This is a genomic window from Portibacter marinus (assembly GCF_021533195.1).
Lineage (GTDB): Bacteria > Bacteroidota > Bacteroidia > Chitinophagales > Saprospiraceae > Portibacter > Portibacter marinus.
The window spans coordinates 1-21,177 of the sequence record NZ_JAJNKB010000013.1 but is presented as its reverse complement, the minus strand read 5'-3'; the positions used below and the strand labels follow the sequence as shown (position 1 = coordinate 21,177).

Here is a 21,177-nt window from a genome sequence, read left to right as displayed (position 1 = left end):
AACATCGGAGGAAAAACAATATTCCCTGCTATGTATTTACCCTGACTGAAATACTTTCCTTCTTTGTGAATATAAATTCAAATATGCGTTAAGAGGATCTACTTTTTGATAGATTTCGTATTTCAGTCTGATATCCTTTGAATGTGAGGCGAAATAGCTTCAAGCAGAAGATCTGGAACTCCGAAACAACAAGCGTCATCCAGACTTGCAGTATTATAGACAATACCGAGATCTAGCTGGAATAAAGTTGTGTTGTTCTCCTTATTCTTGCGACTCTGAACTGGAGCGACGACGTCGAAGAGAGCTATGAAAACATTGCGCTTTACATTGACATATTATAAAACCTGACATCAGATACTTTCGCAAGGGAAAATTCACACTATTTAAAAAAGCGACCCCGCTTTTCCTGGTGGCACAATACCCAAATGCTGATACGCTTTATGTGTGGCTTCTCGCCCCCTCGGAGTGCGTTGTAAGTAACCTTCCATGATCAGAAATGGCTCGTGAACCTCTTCAATTGTGCCGGCTTCTTCACCTACTGCAGTGGCAATGGTCGTAAGACCTACGGGCCCTCCTTTAAATTTATTAATCACTGCGTCCAGAATGCGATTATCCATTTCATCCAAGCCACTATCATCTACATTCAAAGCATCTAATCCTACTTTACTGATGTCTTTGTCAATGGTTCCGTTTCCTTTGATTTGAGCAAAATCACGAATTCGACGGAGTAGCGCATTCGCAATTCGAGGTGTACCCCGGGAACGTTTGGCAATCTCGAAGGAACCTTCGGTAGTTATGGGTATGTCCAAAATGCCTGCACTTCGCTCAATAATACCTTGTAAGGTTTCGATATCGTAGTAATCCAGTAAGAAATTGATGCCAAATCGAGCACGCATCGGTGCAGTTAGTAATCCCATTCTGGTCGTTGCACCGATTAAGGTAAATGGTTCCAAACTCAACTGAACAGATCGGGCGTTAGGCCCGGAATCGATCATAATATCGATTCTGTAATCTTCCATCGCTGAATACAGATACTCTTCAACAATATTATTCAACCGGTGGATCTCATCGATAAACAAAACATCACCTTCTTGCAAGTTCGTCAGCAATCCAGCCAAATCACCCGGCTTTTCGAGGACTGGTCCCGACGTCAATTTCAGAGATGAGTTCATTTCCGTGGAAATGATGTGCGAGAGCGTGGTTTTCCCCAGACCTGGAGGGCCATGTAACAGCACGTGATCCAGTGCTTCAACTCTTAGTTTCGCGGCCTTAATAAAAATTTCCAGATTTTCTACGATCTTTCTTTGACCCTTAAAATCAGATAGTACAGCCGGGCGTATACTTTGCTCATAGCTCTGTTCTTCAGAACTCAGTTTTTCCCCACTTGCGTCTAAATGTTCGTTTAACATATTAGGATTTATGCAAATGTAAGAAAGAATTTCCACCTGTGAGAAATTCAACTGCGGATACGTTTACATCTACCGATTGACAGCTAAAGGTTAGTGCCTTCTGCTACCTGAATACTGCATGGCCTCACCCTTACCAAAACCATAGCTGAAGCCAAGGGATACAAATCGCCCTCTTTGCTGACGACTATACACTGAGAAATTGGCCTGCTCTGTGAAAGTCTCACGAACTCTGGATGCAAAAACGTCTCTGACGCTCAGGTTGAATACAGCCCGGCCTTTGCCAATTTTATATCTCATACCTAAGTCAGCCCACAAATTATCTGAATTTGTGCCTTGAACTGTTCTTTCCTCAGACTCATATCTTCCGGTAACTTCGAAATCGAGACTTTTTGAAAACTTTAATTTGGAGGTCAATTTCGATGACCATTGATCAGCCGTAAAATCAAAATTAACATCTTGGTATTGACCTTCTCTTTGGAATGTAAAGTAATTGGCGTCTCCAGTAAAAGTCAGAAATTTAGCTGCCTCATATTTGAAATTGAATTCCAGTCCTGTTGATTTCCGGGTGCCAATGTTAAAAGGTTTAAAGGTGCTAACATTATCCTCAAAAGTCACGAATCGCTCTACGACATCAGTGGTGTACCTATAGTAAGCAGTAGCATTTAGAGAAGCTTTATCCAGAATATAGATGGCTCCTACCTCATATGAATCAGAAAATTCAGGCAAAAGATTAGGATTACCCGTGCGGACATTGAAATTATTTCTAATATTAAAAAACGGGTTAAGGTCCCAAAGCCGGGGTCGAAAAATTCTTCTCGAATATCCGGCTTGAGCAGAAAACCGTTCTGATATCTTGTAGGAAGTATGTGCTGTCGGAAACCAATTGGTGAAGTTTTGATCATTTTCTTCATTGGTATTTTCCAATACCGTTCTCAAATCAGTATTCTCAGCCCTCAGACCTAATTTCAATCCCCATTTTTCACCTTCAAATGCTCCGGTCCCGTAGACGCCCAGCACATTTTGATAATAATTAAAAACGTTGGTAAATCCTGGTTCAATTACAAAATTACCGTCCTGACAATTACTGACTTCAAAATCATTGCTGACATCATTTGCAATATATTGTGCACCAGTTTCAAGCGTCCATTGTTCATTAAATGGTTTGGTATAATCTAAATTGAAAGTGTATTTACCCTCATTAAATTGAGTCCTTGTTCGTTGATCACTGAAATCATCGGCTCCGGAGATCAAAGTATTAGTGAACTCAGACGATTGTGTTTTGCCAAAGTAATTTCCAATGGCGCTAAACAGCAATTGATGGTCTTCATCATCTACAAAATCACGTTTATATTGCAACTCATATTGGACCTTAGGGTTAAAGGCCGAAGTGGTCTCTTCTCTTTTCCATTCTTTCACTAAATCACCCGCCGCATCCGTCATCTGAAAATTTGTCTCTGAAGGTTGCTGCTCGATCTCGTAGGCAAAACTTCCGGAGATGGTCATGACATTCAATGGATTAAAATAGTAGTCAGCGCCCAAGATGAGGTTATAAAAATTCTCATTTCGGTATTCGACACCCTCCGAGTAAATGGTGCGACCGGTTAACAAATTCTCATTGATGTTTCTGACATCACTGGGCAATACCCGATATCCTACTCCAAGTTGGGTAAAGAGATTCAATTTTTCTGTTCTTTTATTCAAACTGAAGCCTAAACTATGGTTCTGTGGATATCCTGTGTTTAAGGAAATTGAACCATTGACCCCTTTTTTCTCATCCTTCTTCAAAACGATATTGATGATACCAGCGGTACCTTCTGCTTCATATTTGGCAGATGGATTTGTAATGACCTCCACCTTTTCAATCATGTCCGCTGTAATGGTTCCTAATGCATTTCCTTGTTCATTGGTGAGGATGGAAGGCTTTCCGTTGATTAGAATTTGTACCCCGGCACTACCCCTTAGCGAGACGGCACCTTCTATATTCACATTGACAGAAGGTACATTGTTAAGTACCTCCAGGGCACTGGCCCCTGTACTAGACAGGTCCTGACCTACATTAAAAACACGCTTGTCTAATTTGAACTCTGTGGATGACTTTTCAGCCCTGACCACTACTTCGTCGAGTGCCGTTGCATTCATGCCTAATTGGACGACGCCAACATTGGCTACCCCATTGTTAAATGTGATATCATTTAAGGTGATGGTTTCATAGCCAAGAAAACTTACTTCTAGATAAACGTTGGTCTCATTGACTTCAATGCTAAATTTTCCCAGGTTTTCAGTGGTTACTCCTTGAATCATTTCCTTACTCTCTTTATCCAGGACCATGACGGTGGCATAATCAATGGGCTGTTCGCTGGATGCATCAGCTACTCTACCGTTGATAATGTTTTGGCCATCCAATCCTAGGATAAAAGTCAATAGGAATAAAAGGACATATAGTAAATTTTTCATCGACATCTATTTTTACATTTCAAAAATGCAGCATCTAAGGAGCTCTTGCAAATACATTCGGCGAACTACCGATTGGCACCCTTCAACGACAAGACTACTTGCACTCAGGTTAGACTCCTACCAAGTAAGTGACTTCTTGTTGTAGCGCATCGCCTTAATTTTAACCATCTTTCTCACCTTTGGTTTGATTAGATCGCTTATATTCAGCGTAGTTCAACCTTATAATATGGTTGTTCACAGATTGTTTGAATGCAAAAAGGCAACATTAAATTATATTGCAGTTCGATGAAGTCTAAATTCACAACCAGGGAGGTGCTTTTTCAAATTGCCTTAAATGCGATAGTCTTCCTATTTTATGCTTACGACCGAAGGGGCGATTCTTTCATGAATTTCCATTTCGCATTTTTCGCTAATTATGCAATTGCCGCGCTGGTCATCAATTATTTAGCTTTACCTTATTTCTATTCGAAAAGGAACGTTTGGACTCTGATTGCAATCGTTATGGCCACGCTTATCGTTTCGGTGTTGATAGAGGAACTGTTTTTAGAGCAGATTTACTTTCCGCAAAGAGGTGCTTCATTTAAGGCATGGTTAGCCTTCATGGATCTTATACCGATCATTACGATCATATCAGGAGGTAAATTTGCTTGGGATGCCATTACGAGTCAAAGACAAGTCGAAATCTTAAAGGACGCCGTACGTCAAAGTGAATTGCAATTTCTGAGATCTCAGATCAATCCACATTTCCTTTTTAATAACTTAAACAATCTTTACTCTTATGCGCTTGAAGGCTCGGAGAAAACACCGGAAATCATACTTGAACTTTCAGGCCTGTTGAGATATATGCTTTATGAATGCCAGGACGAATTGGTGGCATTAAGTAAGGAAATACAACAGCTGGAAAGTTATGTGAATCTTAATAAATTACAGATAGAAGCACGAGGCGAGGTTAAGTTTACGAAAGATGGAAATTTTCAAGAATATCAAATAGCGCCTTTAATTCTGATCGTATTTATTGAAAATGCATTTAAGCACAGTTTTGCCAGTCTTTCGGAAGGAATTGCTATAAACATAAATGTGAAGGTCGATGAAAATGGCCTCCTGAAATTATATTGCAAAAACAAATTCCATGAGCAGACTAACAATGATCAGGTGGCAAGGGGCATTGGACTCGAAAACGTAAAGAAGCGCTTGGACTTGATATATCCGCAAAACCATGAGCTGAAGATCAATATAGAAGATGATGAGTATATCGTTTTACTGACCATTGAACTCCAAAAGGGAAAATTGTACTGATCCAAACCTCTTTTATTATAAATTGCAAATATGAAATGCATCATTGTAGAAGATCAACCACCTGCTCAGAGGATCTTACAAAAGTATATTAAGGATTATGGTAAAATAGAATTGGTCGCAACATTTGCCGATGCTATCAAAGCCATTGATTTCTTAAATTCAAATAAGGTAGATTTGATATTCCTCGACATTCACCTTCCCAAGCTTTCAGGTATGGATTTCTTGAAAGCGGTGAGCGACGCTCCACCTGTGATCCTCACGACTGCCTTTTCAGAATTTGCCCTGGAAAGCTATAATTTTGATGTAGTTGATTATTTGCTGAAGCCTTTTTCATTTGCTAGATTTCTAAAAGCAGCGAATAAAGTTCATCCTGAAACGGCCCATGTAAGAGCTCCGGTCAACCAGTCCATCTTTATTAAATCTGGACATGAACACATTAAAGTAGATATCCGTGAAATCATTTACATTAAATCTGATGCAGATTACACCGAACTGTTTACCACTGAGCAGAAATTGCTATCTAATGAGACCCTGAAGTACTGGGAAGAAGAACTAAAGTCTGAAAATTTTCACAGAGTCCATAGATCTTATCTGATTAATGGTCATAAAATAAAGAAAGTCAGAGCCTCTATGGTCTACCTGAAGAATGATCATGAAATCCCGATTGGTCGCGCTTACAAGGAGGAGTTTGAAAAAGTAATTCTCAAGCATTAAGTAAACTTTATATTACCTCCTTACCTGCAAAACTTTACCTTCTCCTAATGTTTCTATTAAGGACAAACAGTCACCTCCATCTTCTGTAGTGCACATTTGGTTACCTAAGCAGTCATACAAGTAATTTACACCATTGACATTAAACAAATACAAATAGCCTACATCATAGTCGTATTCATATATTTTTTGAGGTTTAAGCTTGGCATTAAGATTTTTCATCCATGGCGTCTTTGCAATATTCCTTACGGACTCACAATCTTCATAGGTTAGAGAAGTCTCTGCTTTTTCATCTTCATATTCACGTATACAAGTGATTTCCACCACCACATCTTCTTGTCCACAGAGTGAGTTGGTACGAGTTTTTACCTCATCATACTTTTTATATCCGATATAAACGTAGGATCCATCTATAAAAGGAATATCTACGCTAGGCATCTCAGAGGGAAGCAGCTTTGTCCCATCATCCAGTTGAAATAGAAAGCCACAATTTTCGTTATTGGTGAGATCAACAAGGAGTGCTCTATGGTTACAAATGGTGGTCTCATCTTCCAATTCATTAGTTGCTTCAAGCACTTTAGTGGTATTACATCCATAGATCAACAAAAAAATTAATATCGCCGATAAAACTTTCATTCAAAGTAATTTTGATTAGTAAACGGTAAGTTGTGGATCAACATCGGTAGCATACGCTAGGATGCCACCCTCTAAATTAACCAAATTATCAAATGCATGTTCGGACTTCAGGTGCCGAATGACTTCTTCGCTGCGCTTTCCACTCCTACAGTGCACCACTACGGGAATATCTCTTTTAATTTTATCTAGATATTGGTCAATCTTGGCCTTGGGGAAAAGGTCACCTCCCAAATTGACGATTTCAAATTCATAAGGCTCTCGCACATCAATCAATTGATACTGCTTGTCAGTGGTCTCCCATTTCTTCAATTCCAAGGCTGATATACTTGTAATCTCTTCAAGGGGATGGTTTGGACTGCAAAACTGTTGATAGTCAATCAATTCAGTGATAGGAGGCTGGTCTTTTCTCTTGCCAAAACGAAAACTGCGGTACATATTGGTTAAAGTGTCGATGGTTAACAATTTGCCTGACAACACTTCACCCACACCTGTTACAACTTTAAGGGCTTCAAGAGCCTGCATGGAACCTACCATACCGGGCAATACGCCCAGAACACCACCTTCTGAACAATTAGGCACCAATTCAGGTGCAGGAGGCTCAGGAAAAAGGTCCCGATAATGGGGTCCACCATTGAAGTTGAAAACGCTCACCTGTCCTTCAAAGCGAAAGATAGAACCATATATGTAAGGCATGTCCAATAAGACGGCAGCATCATTCAGAAGATACCTGGTTGGAAAATTATCTGTTCCATCGACGATCAGGTCGTAATCACCCAAGATTTCTAAGGCGTTATTTGAGTCCAACCAGCATTCGTATTCATTAACTTGTACAAGTGGGTTTTGCTCTTTGACAAATTTTGCGGCTAGTTGAGCTTTACTTTTGCCGACATCTTCAGTTTTGTAAATCACCTGCCTTTGCAAATTGCTAAATTCCACAAGATCGAAATCCACAATCCCCAACTCTCCAACACCTGCTGCAGCCAAATAAAGGAGGACAGGAATCCCCAGACCACCGGCTCCGACCACCAGTATTTTTGCTGCCTTTAATTTGGTTTGACCCTGCACACCAAGATGAGGTAAAATGATATGTCGTGAATAGCGTTGGTATTCTTCCTTGGTGAGATTTCGATCTTTCATAACTTAAAGATATTGTTTAAGCTACGAATATCGAACGATACCATTTTGAATTGTCAGATAAAAATTGAAAAACCGTTTGATTTGAATCGTCGAGTCGATTGCTTATGCAGAAAAACTGGTTCCGCAACCACAAGTTTCTTTTGCATTAGGATTATTGAAAACAAAGCCTCTGTTATTCAAACCATCCATCCAGTCAATTTCGATTCCTAGAAGATAAATAGCATGTGCTTTATCAATGATGACATCCATTCCCGCTACTTCATAGGATTCATCTCGATCCTTCTTTTTATCAAATCCGAGTATATAAGAAAAGCCTGAACAACCGCCACCTTTGACGCCTACTCTCAATGCATGATCCTCAGGAATATTTTGTTCCTGCATAATTCTGTTTAATTGTGCACCGGCACTTTCAGTTATATGAATCGGTTGTGCTTTAGTTGCTGTCTGTACTTCCATTTCTTCACATTATATACCTAGTAAACGAATGACGATCGCATAAAGTTCTTTAAAACTGATAGTGTCAATTGGTAAACTTGACCTACCAACAAATTTTAAGAATTATCATATGATATAAATTACTTCTATGATAAAAATACGATCTTGCGCAAAAATAGTATAAATGGAGCACTTTTGGGAATTATTAAAATATACTCTGCCATCTCTTGTCCTATTTCTGACGGTTTTTTTTCTGTTAAGATCTTATTTTAGAAATAGAATAAACTTAGAAGCTATGAGATTGCAGGCGGATAAAAAGAGTGAAACTTTGCCGCTGAGAATTCAGGCTTACGAACGGTTAATGCTTTTTTGTGAAAGAATCAATCTAGATCAGTTGGTCTACAGAATGCGTGAGCCCTCAATGACTGTGAAAGAGCTTCAGTCCGTTCTGATGATAGCCGTACAGCAGGAATATGAGCACAATCTTTCCCAGCAGATATATGCTTCAAATAACCTTTGGAAAATTATAGAGTTGGCAAAAAATGAAGTGCAGAACAGCATAGCAAGTACAGCGGACAGATTTGCTCCGGGCGATGATGCACTTGGATACAGCAATGCCCTCATCGCAGAACGAGCGACCGCTCCCATCTTGGATAAAGCCAAAGAAGCACTGCGTAGTGAGGTTAAATTGTTATTTTAGAAGAATGGAAATGCAATTGAAAAATCTTTTACAGTTGCTGCTTTTGTTATGCTCTATGGCAAGTTGTACCCAACAGGTCTGGCACACTGCAGATGCTAAATATGAGCGGTACGATGTGGGTGATCAAGCCGGTACTGATGAGGCGATGGCTGAATTAATAGAACCATACAAAAGTCAACTCGATTCAAAAATGGACATTGTCATTGGAGAGTTAGAAGTGGAGTTGGTGAAAGAGCGTGTGGAATCCAATATAGGGAATTGGTTTGCTGATATTATGCTGGAAGAGACACAACGTTTAAGCAACCAACCTGTGCATTTCGCTGTGCAGAATTATGGAGGTGTCAGAAGCAATTCAATTGCAGCGGGGCCCATAACGATTAGAACGATTTACGAAGTGATGCCATTCGAAAACAAGATGGTGGCAGTGGATTTAACGGGAGATGAGGTGATGAAGTTGTTGGATAGGATAGCGGATTATGGTGGATGGCCGGTAAGCAAAGGCGTTAAATTTGAGATTAAGGATGGAAAGGCCATCAATGTTACACTAAATGGTGAAGCCATTGACGAGGAACAGATCTACAGAGTAGGCTTGAATGACTATCTGGCCTACGGAGGTGACGGTACCAGTGTTTTTGCCGGCAAAGAGATATATGATTATGATTTGTTGGTACGAGATGCATTGATACAGCACGTAAAACGCGATACAGAACAGGGCATTAAGCAAATAGCCAAAAAGGAAGGACGCATCGTAAAAATTAATTAAAATGATCAGAAGAGCTTTTTTACGTCATACGATTGTTAGTTCCATAGGAGCATCTTTACTTCCCTGGGAGGTATTTAGTGCCAATGCTGAATTTAGCCAAATCACCATATTGCATACAAATGATATGCATAGTAGAATTGATCCTTTCCCGATGGATGGTGGAAGAAATCAAGGAATGGGAGGTGTGGTCAAGCGCGCGGCCATGATAGATGAAATCCGAAAGGAAAAAGAGAATGTTTTACTTCTGGATGCAGGTGATGTGTTTCAGGGCACCCCTTATTTCAATTTTTTTCATGGAGAGGTAGAGGTGAAAGCAATGTCGGAAATGAAGTATGATTTGTGTACTATCGGAAACCATGACTTTGATGGAGGAATTGAGAACCTGGCCATGCAAATGGGAAAGGCAAGTTTCACCATGTTGAGCAGCAATTACGACTTTTCGAATACTGCCATGCAAGGGGTGGCAAAGGATTACATGACCTATGAGATGGACGGTGTAAAGATTGGTGTTTACGCCTTAGGTATAGAGCTTCAAGGACTCGTTCCTGCAGAGCTTTATGGAGAAACACAATATATGGATCCTTTGGCGGTGGCTATAAAATATGAGAAGAGACTCCGTAAGGACGAGAAATGTGATTATGTGATCTGTCTGTCTCATCTAGGTTATAAGTATGGAAGTGAAAAGGTGTCAGATCTGGTGATTGCAGCCAATACTTTCGAAACCGATTTGGTCATTGGTGGACACACCCACACATTTATGAAAGAGCCGGATGTGGTAATCAATCAAAAAGGTGATCGAGTACTTGTCAACCAGGTTGGTTTTGCGGGCTTGATGCTCGGAAGGATAGATTTAGTGTTCGAAAAGAACAAGAAAGGGAACTGCACATCATGCCAGAACACTTGGCTTGGAAAAATAGTTTAGGTTATTTTTTACATATTAAGGGATTATATATATGTAAATTTCGGTGTCCAGCATGGGTTAACATATGACAACTTTCATTATATATAGAATTCTTCTATATGTTTGATTTTCAATTCATTTTATTGGTTTTTTTTTGTTAAATTTCTATTACGATTGATTAAAAAAATTGATATTTGTTTCCCCGAAAAAATGATTGGTTAGTTATCCTCCTTGAAATAAGGAAAATCGATTTCTCGCGCCATTTTAGTAAATCTATTGTAGTGTTGCCCCATGCTATACTAGACTTGGTTTGCGTATACTATTGTTAAAACCTGAAAGAAATATTCGAATGAACGAAGACTTTACTACAGCTTGGAATGCATGTGCGGAATATATTAAGTCTAATATAAATCCACAAAGTTTCAAGACCTGGTTTGAGCCCATCAAAGCGGTAAAGTTAGAGGAGAATGTTTTAACCATTCAGGTGCCTAACAAATTTTTTTACGAATGGTTAGAGGAGAACTATATTGATCTTTTAAAGAAAGGATTACAAATCTCTTTAGGTGAAGGTGGCCGGTTAGAATATCAATTTCTGATGGAGAATCACCGAGCTGTAGGTCAGTCCGCAACTAATAAGCAAGATCATTCTATTCAGAAAGGTTTTGATACAGATGAGATCAAGAACCCATTTGTAATTCCTGGTATTAAGCGGGTTAAGTTTAATCCACAACTTAACGAGAATTATACGTTTAAAAACTATATCGAAGGTGACTGTAATCGACTGGCAAGATCTGCAGGCAAAGCCATCGCAGAGAACCCCGGAGGGACAGCATTCAATCCATTGGTGATTTATGGGGATGTCGGACTGGGCAAGACACACTTAGCACAAGCCATAGGTAATGCTGTTTTGCAAAAATTCAAAAACAAAAACATTCTATACGTAAGTACTGAAAAGTTTACGAATCAACTGATTCAATCTATTAAGACCAATGCGGTCACGGATTTTGTCAATTTTTATCAGTTGATCGATGTGTTGATCATTGATGACATCCAGTTTTTAGCAGGTAAAACAAAGACTCAGGAAATATTCTTTAACATTTTTAATCACCTGCATCAGGGCGGTAAACAAATTATTCTGACTTCTGACAGGGCTCCTAAGGATATGGCAAGCATGGAAGATCGACTTATTTCTCGATTCAAGTGGGGATTGGTGGCTGATTTACAGATACCAGATTATGAAACCCGATTGGCCATCCTGGAGTCAAAAATGAATAAAGAGGGCATCGATCTACCTGGTGATGTGACAGAATTCATTTGTTACAATATCAAGAATAATATCCGTGAGCTCGAAGGAGTGTTGATACAATTGATCGCACAGGCTTCATTGAACCAAAGACAGATCGATATGATGTTGGCCAAGGAAGTGATACAGAGCTTTGTGAACCAATTGAATAAGGAAATCACAGTAGAAAATATTAAGCAATTGGTGGCAGATCATTTTCAGGTACCAATAGAGAAACTTGGAGGTAAAACACGTAAGCGATCTATCGTCATTGCCCGTCAGTTATCCATGTATCTCGCCAAGAATTTAACCAACAAAAGCCTGAAGAATATTGGCAATAATTTTGGCGGCCGTGATCACAGCACCGTCATTTATTCCTGCAAGGCAGTACAGGACCTGATGGATACCGACTTGATTTTTAAGGATACGGTGGCTGAGTTGGAGAAGAAAGTGCAACTTAGCTTATCGTAGTTTTCTTCAACTACCAGATCATTTTAGTACTGGTAATTCGTGATTCTTTGACTGGCATTTCGTGATTTTGCAAGTGAGACTTCGTGATTTTGAGAATTGCACTTCGTGATTTTGAGACTGGCAAATCTTATTAGCCAGCTGTATGAGTCACTCTCATGCTAAAACAGTTAAGAATTACCCATATGTTATTTACAATTTATCACAACTCTCATTAATTTCTATACCTAAGAATTAATCTCGCACTCCCTTCTCGTATCCTTATTAAATACTTATGTTTGTCTCAGCGCAGCAACTTATTCACTATGGCTACTTCTACGAAAAGAAATCTGAAAGAAAACGCGATCATCGATGCGGCTGAAAAAGTATTTTCAGAGCAAGGATTTGCCAACACAAAGATGGAAGATGTGGCCAGCGAAATCGGAATATCTAAGGGTACCATATATTTTTACTTTTCTAGTAAAGAGAATTTGTATATGGCCATTACCTACCGAGCATTTCAGGCTCTTATTGATACCTTTTATGAAAGTGTGGAAGCAACTAAAGATCAATCGGGATTGGAGGGATTGGTTGGCTTAATGAAAAGTTTCATCGCTTTTAGCGAGAAAAACTTTCTATATTCAGAAGCTATGCTTGATTTTATTTCCTTTGTCAGGTCTACCAGCAATGGTGTATTGGATGAAAAAATAACCGATGCCATGAAGGTGTCCAGTTATTATGAACGAGTTCGCGACATTCAAAACATTCCCATCAGCATTTTTCTCAAAGAAATAGAAAGGGGAAGAAAGGATGGAAGTATTCTCAATAAGCAAAAACCTGAGCTAATTTATCTGTATGCATGGGCCAATGTTTTGGGTTTTGTAAAGTTAAATGCAACTTCCGGCAAAAAAACCTCTATACTTAAAGTTGAGATTACAGATTGGAGAAACTACATTATTAGACATACCAGAAAGATGTTGACGGATCCAGATGCCTGACTTTAATTGTTCTCTTCCTTCAAATAAAAATTAAATCTCTCTATCTTTAAAACATGAGAGCAATAATAGCACAGAATCAAGAAATCGCATTCGTGGAACGACCTAGACCTGAAATTTCACCTAGTCAATGTCTGATTCAAGTTGCTTATGCCGGGGTAAATAGAGCAGATTTATTACAAATTAAAGGTCTTTATCCACCCCCTGAAGGTGCTTCTGATATCCTTGGTCTTGAATTTTCGGGAACAGTTGTGAAATTAGGTTCAGAGGTAAAAGATATAAGCTTGGGTGACAAAGTTTGCTCCATTGTCGCAAGTGGAGCATATGCAGATCATCTAGCTGTCGAAGCTTCCCATCTTATCCACCTGACTGATAACATTGACCTAAAAGAAGCTGCCGCTGTTCCTGAAGCTTTCATTACATCATATCAATCCCTTATTTATATCGGCGAGATACAAGCAGGTGAACGCATTTTAATTCACGCCGGGGCCAGTGGAGTAGGGGCTGCAGCCATACAAATTGCGAAATCATGTGGTTGTCATGTCATTTGTACGGCATCCAAAGGCAAACACGATTTCTGTAGGTCCTTAGGGGCGGATGAATGTATTGACTATAAAAAGGTATCCTTTGATCAAGCTACAAGCGAAATCGATTTGATTTTGGACCTTGTTGGAGGACCATATTTTCAAAAGAATTTGAAAGTTTTGACAACAGAAGGAAGGATGGTCATGCTTGGATTTCTGGGCGGAGTCAATATTTCCGAGACCAATATTGCAGCTATTATTACCAAAAGATTAAAAATAGAAGGCAGTACATTGAGAGCAAGAGATGATGTTTACAAATCCGAATTAATTAGCGGCCTAAAGAAGCGGTTTATTTTTCCAGATCACTTTCCCTTTAAAACCAATGTGGACCGAGAATTTGACTTTGAAAATGCTTGCGATGCTCACCAATATATGGCAGAAAATAAAAATAAAGGAAAGATTGTGCTGAGAATCCACAAGAAATAGTTCATGAAAAATCTTTTGCAGAACATCCGATCTTGTACGCTTTGTGCTGACCAACTCCCACTTGGACCCAGGCCCATAGTTGTTGCCAGGCCTACTAGCAAAATTATTCTGCTTAGTCAGGCTCCGGGAAGTATAGTTCACGACGTAGGAAAACCGTGGGCAGATAAATCAGGAGATAACTTAAGAGATTGGCTGGGTGTAGATGAAGATATTTTCTATAACCCTGACCAGTTCGCAGTGGTACCTATGGGATTCTGCTATCCTGGCCGAGGCAAGTCAGGTGATTTGCCTCCGATGAAGATCTGTGCACCAACATGGCACCCTGAATTGCTCTCTAAGATTAAAGACGTGCGCCTCACTTTATTGATTGGTAAATATGCACAAGATGCTTATCTGAACTCTCCCTATAAAACATTGACACAAAATGTAAAGAAATTTGAACAGTTCTTACCCAAATATTTCCCTCTGCCTCATCCCTCTCCCAGAAACAATATTTGGCAGGCCAAGAACCAGTGGTTTGTTCAAGAAGTCATTCCATCTCTGAAAAATATAATACAAAACCTATTATTTTTTGATAATAGATCATAAATAGCGTGGAAGATTCAATTTCAGAATTTTGCTTCCCGCGACAAAGACATTTCGGGATTTAATTTTTCTCTAAGTGATTTACAACTCTATTTTTGGCCACTGTTTAAAAATTGCTAAACTAACAATCAATTAAATTATGGGAATTAGAAAACTGTTTACACTTACTTTTATTTGCCTGTTTGGATTGTCCAGCAACTTTGCACAATCCAATAAATTGGCAAACCTGGTCCAGTCCAAAAAGAACCAAAATGTTAGCTTTGAATCCTTTGATATTTTTGCAAAGGCTCAAAATCTGCGAGATGCCAATGTAGATCACAGCGTATTTACAATGACTCAAAAAGATTTAAAACAGCTGCTAAGTAATGATTCAGAGGCTATAAAGATCCCTCTGGAATTTAGAAACAAAAGCTTAACACTTGAATTGGTCGAGCAAGAAATTTTGTCTCCGGGCTTCAACGTCAAAACAAGTTCTGGCAACCCATTTTTTGGGCAGATTGAAGCGAAATTCTACAGAGGGATCGTTGAAGGAGATAAGAATTCCATTGTGGCCTTAAGTTTTATGGAGGATCGGTTAATAGGTATTATCGATTCCAGAGAGCGAGGCAATCTCGTCATTGGCCGACTTCAAAACTCCAAGGATAAATACATTTTATTTGATAACAATCAGAGAGAGGACAAGCCAAATTTTGATTGCGATACAGAAATGCTTCAAGAGGTCAGAAACAATATAATTGATGGAAATACTGGAGCCAGGGTTGAAAATTGTGTAAATGTTTATTTTGAATGTGAACACGATATGTTTTTGGAAGAGGGCTCTGTACAGAATACCGTGAATCAATTGACAGGTATTTTCAATATCGTTGCCACGCTATATGCTAACGAATCTATCACCACTAAAATCTCTGAGATCAAAGTTTGGGATACTCCTGATTCATATGCAACTACTTCTACTAGTAATGCATTGACATCCTTTAGAAGTCAGGTTCCTAGCTACAACGGCGATTTGGCTCACCTTGTCTCTCGTGGCGCTCCAAGTGGTGGAGGTATAGCATGGGTGAATGCACTTTGTACTTCCTATGGATATTCATACAGCTACATCTATAGCTATTATAATGAGTTGCCATCTTATTCATGGACAACCAATGTTATTACGCATGAGATGGGTCATAATTTGGGATCACCACATACCCACTCTTGTGTATGGAATGGAAACAATACAGCAATCGATGGTTGTGCAGCGGCCAGAGGCTATGGAGACCCTAACTGTCCCACCCCTCCACTACCAAACAATGGAGGTACCATTATGAGTTATTGCCACCTGGTTTCGGGAGTAGGCATTAACATGAGCAACGGCTTCGGTCCACAGCCCGGCGATTTGATCAGAAGTAGAGTAGCTGGAGCAACTTGTCTTTCACCTTGTGCGGATTGTACGGATGAAGGACTATTATGTGATGATGGAGACCCATGCACAACTGGTGATGTTTATGATGCTAATTGTAACTGTATAGGTACACCAGAGCCGGATAGCGATGGTGACGGAGTCTGTGATGCTGAAGATGTTTGCCCTGGATTTGATGATGGATTAATCGGAACTTCTTGTGATGATGGCGATGCTTGTACGGTCAATGATATCTATGGCGCAGACTGTAATTGTACTGGTTCCCTGGCGGATAGTGATGGTGATGGAATTTGTGATGGAGAAGATGTTTGCCCTGGATTTGACGATGCTATTGATAGCGATGGCGACGGAGTTCCAGACGGTTGTGATCTTGATTGTCAGGAATTGACTGGTACATTTGCCGGTAATCCTTTAACGCATTCTGGAGGTGGAAGTAGCTCCACATCTTACGTTTTTGATAGGACGTCTCAGAATATTTCATTTACCGTTTCAGGAATCAATTCCGTTACCGGAGGAAAGCCGAGTGATCGGTATACGGAATCGGTAAATGTTGTTTATATCAATGAGGAAGGGCAGACTGTAAATTACGGTTCATTTAACGGCAACCAAGGTTCTGTATATAATGTGAGTATTTCAGCTAAAGCCTTATCTGTAGAAGTCAATCTTTCTGATTCATATGATGGCAGTGCATCTGGTTTGAGTGTGAATCTGAGTTCAATAAACTATTGTGAAGACAATAATCAATGCCTTACTCCAGATTCAGACGGAGACGGGGTCTGTGATGCGGATGATTTGTGTCCAGGCTTTAATGACGCGTTAGATGCTGATGGAGATGGAATACCTGATGGTTGTGATGACTGTAGTTCTGTTACATTTACAATGAATCCTTCAACGTTGACGCACAGTGGAGGAGGATCTTCAACTTCAACAGTAGATTTTATGGGAATTGCTGATAATGTAAGTTTTACTATCAGTGGTTTGGGTAGCAAATTGAATGGTAAAGGATCTGGAAGATATGACGAGAGCGTGAGTATAAATTATGTGGATGGTAGCGGTGCAGTGGTCAATTATGGCAGCTTTAACGGTGCCAACGTGGCTTTTGTGAATGTAACCATACCTGTAGCACAAAGTGTATCTGTTGCTTTGTCTGATGCTTATGATGGTAATTCTTCAACACTCATGTCTGTTTCGATATCTGAAGTAGAGACTTGTGCTAGTGCGTTACCTGAAAACCTGGGAGAGAGTGTTTTGGGTACAGACATGTCATTTAGCTTTTGGCCCAATCCTACAAGACAGCAGCTTTTATTGGATTATAGCAATAAGGAATCGGTTTCAGATGTAGTGAATATGGACATTTTTGACATGAATGGCCAATTGGTTATCAGTAAAAACTACAGATTTGAGGGGAAGGTGATATCAGATAGATTTTCTATAGGAACATTGCCTTCCGGGATCTATATGATCAAACTTCAGGATGGTGAAAACTTGTTAACTGACAAGCTGATTAAAATAGACTAATAGAGGTTATTCCCAATTACATTTTTTTAAGTGGCTCTGCGCAATGTGTGGGGCCGCTTTTTTATGTACTTAACCTTGATCGCCAATACAGCCTACTGAGTAAATGTCAAAATCCCATTTGCACTTACTTTTATTTTCATTGAATTGACAGATTTGCCCTCAATGCTAATATTCTTGAGTGTTGTTGTTCCTGTCACGTCAAATAAATAATTGGTATTATTTAAACTTGAGTTACTGAATCGAAGTGGCGCTGAAAAGTTAGTAGCATCAAAGATCTTATTATTTGAAAGGGTAATTGTCGGAGTTGAAAACTCAAGTATTTTCCCTTCAAGTGATGAATGAAAAGAAACGGTAGTATTACTAGGAGAGCACTCTACGACATGACGAAGACTATAAGAACTATAGTCATAAAATGATCTTACTTCAGTAGGGCAATCACTCTCTTCTTTTATACACATATTAAAATCTATGAATTGTGAATTTGGAAGTACTGATGCCACCCTAATTAAATAAGAAATATTGGTATTTAAGCCAGTCAATGTGATTTGTCCATTTGGAATAGCATCGTAGCATAAGATTAATTGTAAGTTGGAGCAGGAACCGGAAAATATCTCAAACATAAGATCATCATCTGAACCTGTGATATTAAAAGCATCAATGACAATATTTGGAACAGATGGTGTGAACCTAAACCAAATGTCATCATTAAAAAATTCTAAGTCAGGACATGGATCTTCTTGTGGTGACTCAGTCGCTTCCGTTAAGGTATAATTGACATCATTGCATTGGCCGACAAAAAGGTCAATGGGATTTTCACAGTTGTCATTTATAGGAGGATTACTGGAAGCAGCACAAATGTCAAAAACAGTATTCTGGGGCATAGTGGAAGTCGCTAGTCTGATAAAATACGAGTTTCCCACAGTGAGTTGATCAGTGGAGAAACCAATTGTATTACCTGGATTTCCATCTACATAACAATCAATTCTAGAAAGATTATGCGAAGGTGGGTTGTTGCAATTTATAGGTCCACTCAAGATTTGGAAATAAATAAACCTGGAAGTCCCCACCATATTACTTATCGTGAAAGATACATTTTGAGATTGAGCGACAAATTTGAACCATATATCATTGCTAGGATCTGGAAATTCAAAACCTTGGCAATCAGGAAAAGTCGATGAATGTGTAGCACCAGCAAATGTAGCCCCAGAATAACAAAATCCGTTTGTTGAATTCAATTCATATGCGTTACAGAAATCATCGTTGGCTGGAGGAGGGGGAATACCTTCACTGATACAAATATTGAATACCGTAATTTGTGGTTCGATGGAGGTCGAAGCAACCCTAATATAATAGGATTGACCAGGAATGAGGTTATCCACCTGGAAGCCACTTGTGGAGGAGCACATTATTGAAGTCAAACTACTACAATTACCCGAAAAGACTTCATAGATCAAATCAGTGCTTGGGTTTACTTCGGAGGTGCTAATGACATGTTCTTGATCTTCTGCAGTGAATGAAAACCAAATGTCATCATTAAAATTGAATCCTGAACAGGAGGTGCTGACTCCTGAATCACTAGCCTGAGATAATGTTGCTGAAGTAGCAAGCGTACAGTTATAACTGTTGTTTATTTCAAGTGGTAAACTCATAGCGCATTCATCATTGGTAGTTGGCTCTATAACAGGTGGTGAATCACCAAAAGTTAATTCATAACTGACAAAACTACCTTGAAATAACACTGAATTATCATAAACTTCGATTCTCCAACTTCCATTAAAAGGTCCACCGTCATTGATGAGTGCGATAGGGTCTTCTGGTTGGTATGTTCCTGAGTAAGGGTGATTGCCAAATTCTATGATTTCCGTTGATATACCGTCAAAGCAAGTATTTTCAAAATTGTTTTGACTTCCTCCACGATTTGAAACAAGATCGATTTTAGTGCCCGAAGGTGATATCAAAGCCACATTCAATTGACCTACAAATGAGTGGTTGATGTTGATACAAACTTTTTTCAGGCCGAATGCCGAATTGAGATTGGAAAAAGATTGGCCCGAAATAGTAAAGTCAATATTCGTAAAACCGAAATCTGCCAAAGTCACTGCCGGATCATAGGTATCCGAGATCACTACATCTTGACTTTGTATTGGTTTACAAATATTTAAAATGCAGAGAATAATGACAAGTGTTGAAATCTTCATGACCTATGGTAAAGTCAGGCCCGGTTATGACAACCAGGCCCGACAAGTTTGTAATACCTAATTACCTAATTTTAGTCTATAAGCATTATGGTTAAGGTTTTAAAATCTTCTCCATTAAATACTTGTAGGTGGTATATACCATTCTCTAATTCATTAGACAAGTTCAGATTCAATTCATGAACAGCGGGATCAGTCAAAGTTATCTCTTTAACCAATTCTCCAATATTGTTGATAAATCGAATTGTTGTCATGTCTGCTTGTAAACCTTCTAATTTTATAGAAAGCTTGTCAGTAGTAGGATTCGGATAAGCTGCAACCTTAAATTCTACAACTTCCCTTCTTTCGACTACTTCTTCATCGATGCTCTCTAGACTCTCATTATCATCAGAAATAATCTCAAGAGCGCTATCTACTGGCGGATCTACTCTACGGCAAATATCTACTTCAGCATGAGCAATAACATAAGCCTCACCGCTACAGTCAATGTCGCTAGGATCTAATTCAACCATGGCAACCCAGATACCCGGACTCATCTCTACAGCTTCACCGGTGTTGCCATATTGACCAGGAGCCAGTTTGCTTGGTGCTTCACATCCGGCATAAACATGCACAGTACCGATGGTATAGATCTCATCTGCTGTAAGGTCTGCATTCATTATGTTGTAGGTAACGAACAGTTTGCCGTCGTCATACAACAGTGATACCGTTCCAACTTCGGTTCCGCTTTCTAAGTCACATAGACCTGCTCCGGCAATGAATGGATAGGTAATCACACCTCCATTGGCCATGACATCATCGAGATTATCTTCAATGTACCAGCCCCATCTTCCACCTTTCCCTTTCCCTTTTCCTTTCTTGCCACCGCCTTGAATAAAGCAATTACCTTCTTGATAAGCAAATGCAGTTTCATCAGAACAGCAATAAGGTACAGAGATCATTTGAGTATGCGTCTCCGACACATTTCCACAATCATCCATAGCGGTCCATGTCCTGGTGATTTTGAAACTTATTGGATATTCAGTCATATCATCAATAGTTTCTGTATAGATCACTTCGACATCATCATCACAATTGTCATCACCTGTAATCACTGGAGGCTCTGGTATGCTTGGATCAGAGCAGTAATTATCCAGCGTGATGTCTGGTGGTAGATTGCCGATGAGGGTGGGAAGTGTCTCATCGGTAACTTTGATGGTTTGAGAAGCTGTGGAAGTGTTTCCACAAGCATCCTTAGCCGTCCATGTTCTGGTGATGCTATATTCTTGAGGGCAGTCACCATCCGTTCTTTGATCAACGAA

17 protein-coding genes are annotated in these 21,177 nt (G+C 39.5%); 10 read left to right on the top strand and 7 right to left on the bottom strand.

The features are described 5' to 3' along the window. Positions 1-383: 383 nt before the first annotated feature. Together ruvB and L2567_RS19565 are read right to left on the bottom strand one after the other, a co-directional pair. Positions 384-1,409, bottom strand: coding sequence for a Holliday junction branch migration DNA helicase RuvB (ruvB, locus tag L2567_RS19570; RefSeq protein WP_235299551.1), 1,026 nt, complete (start codon positions 1,407-1,409; stop codon positions 384-386). A gap of 90 nt (positions 1,410-1,499) precedes the next feature. Then, positions 1,500-3,863: a TonB-dependent receptor domain-containing protein gene (locus L2567_RS19565; protein WP_235299550.1), complete on the bottom strand. Its 2,364-nt coding sequence runs from the start codon at positions 3,861-3,863 to the stop codon at positions 1,500-1,502. Positions 3,864-4,148: 285 nt separating this feature from the next. Between L2567_RS19565 and L2567_RS19560 the strand changes: the two genes are divergently transcribed. Together L2567_RS19560 and L2567_RS19555 are read left to right on the top strand one after the other, a co-directional pair. Further along, positions 4,149-5,159 carry a sensor histidine kinase gene (locus L2567_RS19560; protein ID WP_235299549.1) on the top strand — a complete coding sequence of 337 codons (1,011 nt, stop codon included), beginning with the start codon at positions 4,149-4,151 and terminating at the stop codon, positions 5,157-5,159. A 30-nt stretch (positions 5,160-5,189) separates the two neighbouring features. Then, the gene (locus tag L2567_RS19555; protein ID WP_235299548.1) at positions 5,190-5,873 is read left to right on the top strand and encodes a LytR/AlgR family response regulator transcription factor; all 684 of its coding nucleotides are present in this window, start codon (positions 5,190-5,192) and stop codon (positions 5,871-5,873) included. Positions 5,874-5,885: 12 nt separating this feature from the next. On the opposite strand, the gene L2567_RS19550 is transcribed toward L2567_RS19555, so the two are convergent. From L2567_RS19550 to L2567_RS19540, 3 genes are all read right to left on the bottom strand, one after another. Beyond that, positions 5,886-6,506 (bottom strand): hypothetical protein, encoded by a 621-nt coding sequence (locus L2567_RS19550; protein ID WP_235299547.1) that lies wholly within the window; start codon positions 6,504-6,506, stop codon positions 5,886-5,888. 15 nt (positions 6,507-6,521) lie between these two features. Next, positions 6,522-7,643 carry a molybdopterin-synthase adenylyltransferase MoeB gene (gene moeB / locus L2567_RS19545; RefSeq protein WP_235299546.1) on the bottom strand — a complete coding sequence of 374 codons (1,122 nt, stop codon included), beginning with the start codon at positions 7,641-7,643 and terminating at the stop codon, positions 6,522-6,524. 102 nt (positions 7,644-7,745) lie between these two features. Then, positions 7,746-8,099, bottom strand: coding sequence for a HesB/IscA family protein (locus L2567_RS19540; protein ID WP_235299545.1), 354 nt, complete (start codon positions 8,097-8,099; stop codon positions 7,746-7,748). A 163-nt stretch (positions 8,100-8,262) separates the two neighbouring features. Between L2567_RS19540 and L2567_RS19535 the strand changes: the two genes are divergently transcribed. The 8 genes from L2567_RS19535 to L2567_RS19500 all read left to right on the top strand — a co-directional run bounded on the left by L2567_RS19535 (position 8,263) and on the right by L2567_RS19500 (position 17,681). Next, on the top strand, positions 8,263-8,778 hold the full coding sequence (locus tag L2567_RS19535; protein ID WP_454824040.1) for a DUF7935 family protein: 516 nt from the start codon (positions 8,263-8,265) through the stop codon (positions 8,776-8,778). 4 nt (positions 8,779-8,782) lie between these two features. Beyond that, positions 8,783-9,541 carry a 5'-nucleotidase C-terminal domain-containing protein gene (locus L2567_RS19530; RefSeq protein ID WP_235299543.1) on the top strand — a complete coding sequence of 253 codons (759 nt, stop codon included), beginning with the start codon at positions 8,783-8,785 and terminating at the stop codon, positions 9,539-9,541. 1 nt (position 9,542) lies between these two features. Further along, positions 9,543-10,463: a bifunctional metallophosphatase/5'-nucleotidase gene (locus L2567_RS19525; protein WP_235299542.1), complete on the top strand. Its 921-nt coding sequence runs from the start codon at positions 9,543-9,545 to the stop codon at positions 10,461-10,463. A 328-nt stretch (positions 10,464-10,791) separates the two neighbouring features. Then, positions 10,792-12,195: a chromosomal replication initiator protein DnaA gene (gene dnaA / locus L2567_RS19520; protein WP_235299541.1), complete on the top strand. Its 1,404-nt coding sequence runs from the start codon at positions 10,792-10,794 to the stop codon at positions 12,193-12,195. A 302-nt stretch (positions 12,196-12,497) separates the two neighbouring features. Continuing rightward, positions 12,498-13,169, top strand: a complete 672-nt coding sequence (locus tag L2567_RS19515) for a TetR/AcrR family transcriptional regulator (RefSeq protein WP_235299540.1) — start codon at positions 12,498-12,500, stop codon at positions 13,167-13,169. Between the two features lie 53 nt (positions 13,170-13,222). Further along, positions 13,223-14,176 carry an NAD(P)H-quinone oxidoreductase gene (locus L2567_RS19510; protein ID WP_235299539.1) on the top strand — a complete coding sequence of 318 codons (954 nt, stop codon included), beginning with the start codon at positions 13,223-13,225 and terminating at the stop codon, positions 14,174-14,176. Positions 14,177-14,179: 3 nt separating this feature from the next. Continuing rightward, complete coding sequence (locus L2567_RS19505; RefSeq protein WP_235299538.1) at positions 14,180-14,764, top strand: uracil-DNA glycosylase family protein; 585 nt, start codon at positions 14,180-14,182, stop codon at positions 14,762-14,764. A 136-nt stretch (positions 14,765-14,900) separates the two neighbouring features. After that, the gene (locus L2567_RS19500) at positions 14,901-17,681 is read left to right on the top strand and encodes a zinc-dependent metalloprotease (RefSeq protein ID WP_235299537.1); all 2,781 of its coding nucleotides are present in this window, start codon (positions 14,901-14,903) and stop codon (positions 17,679-17,681) included. Positions 17,682-17,773: 92 nt separating this feature from the next. Here L2567_RS19500 and L2567_RS19495 read toward each other — a convergent pair whose 3' ends face one another. Beyond that, complete coding sequence (locus L2567_RS19495; protein ID WP_235299536.1) at positions 17,774-19,879, bottom strand: proprotein convertase P-domain-containing protein; 2,106 nt, start codon at positions 19,877-19,879, stop codon at positions 17,774-17,776. A 71-nt stretch (positions 19,880-19,950) separates the two neighbouring features. Continuing rightward, the coding region (locus L2567_RS19490) for a T9SS type A sorting domain-containing protein (protein ID WP_235299535.1) at positions 19,951-21,177 on the bottom strand (1,227 nt) is incomplete at its 5' end.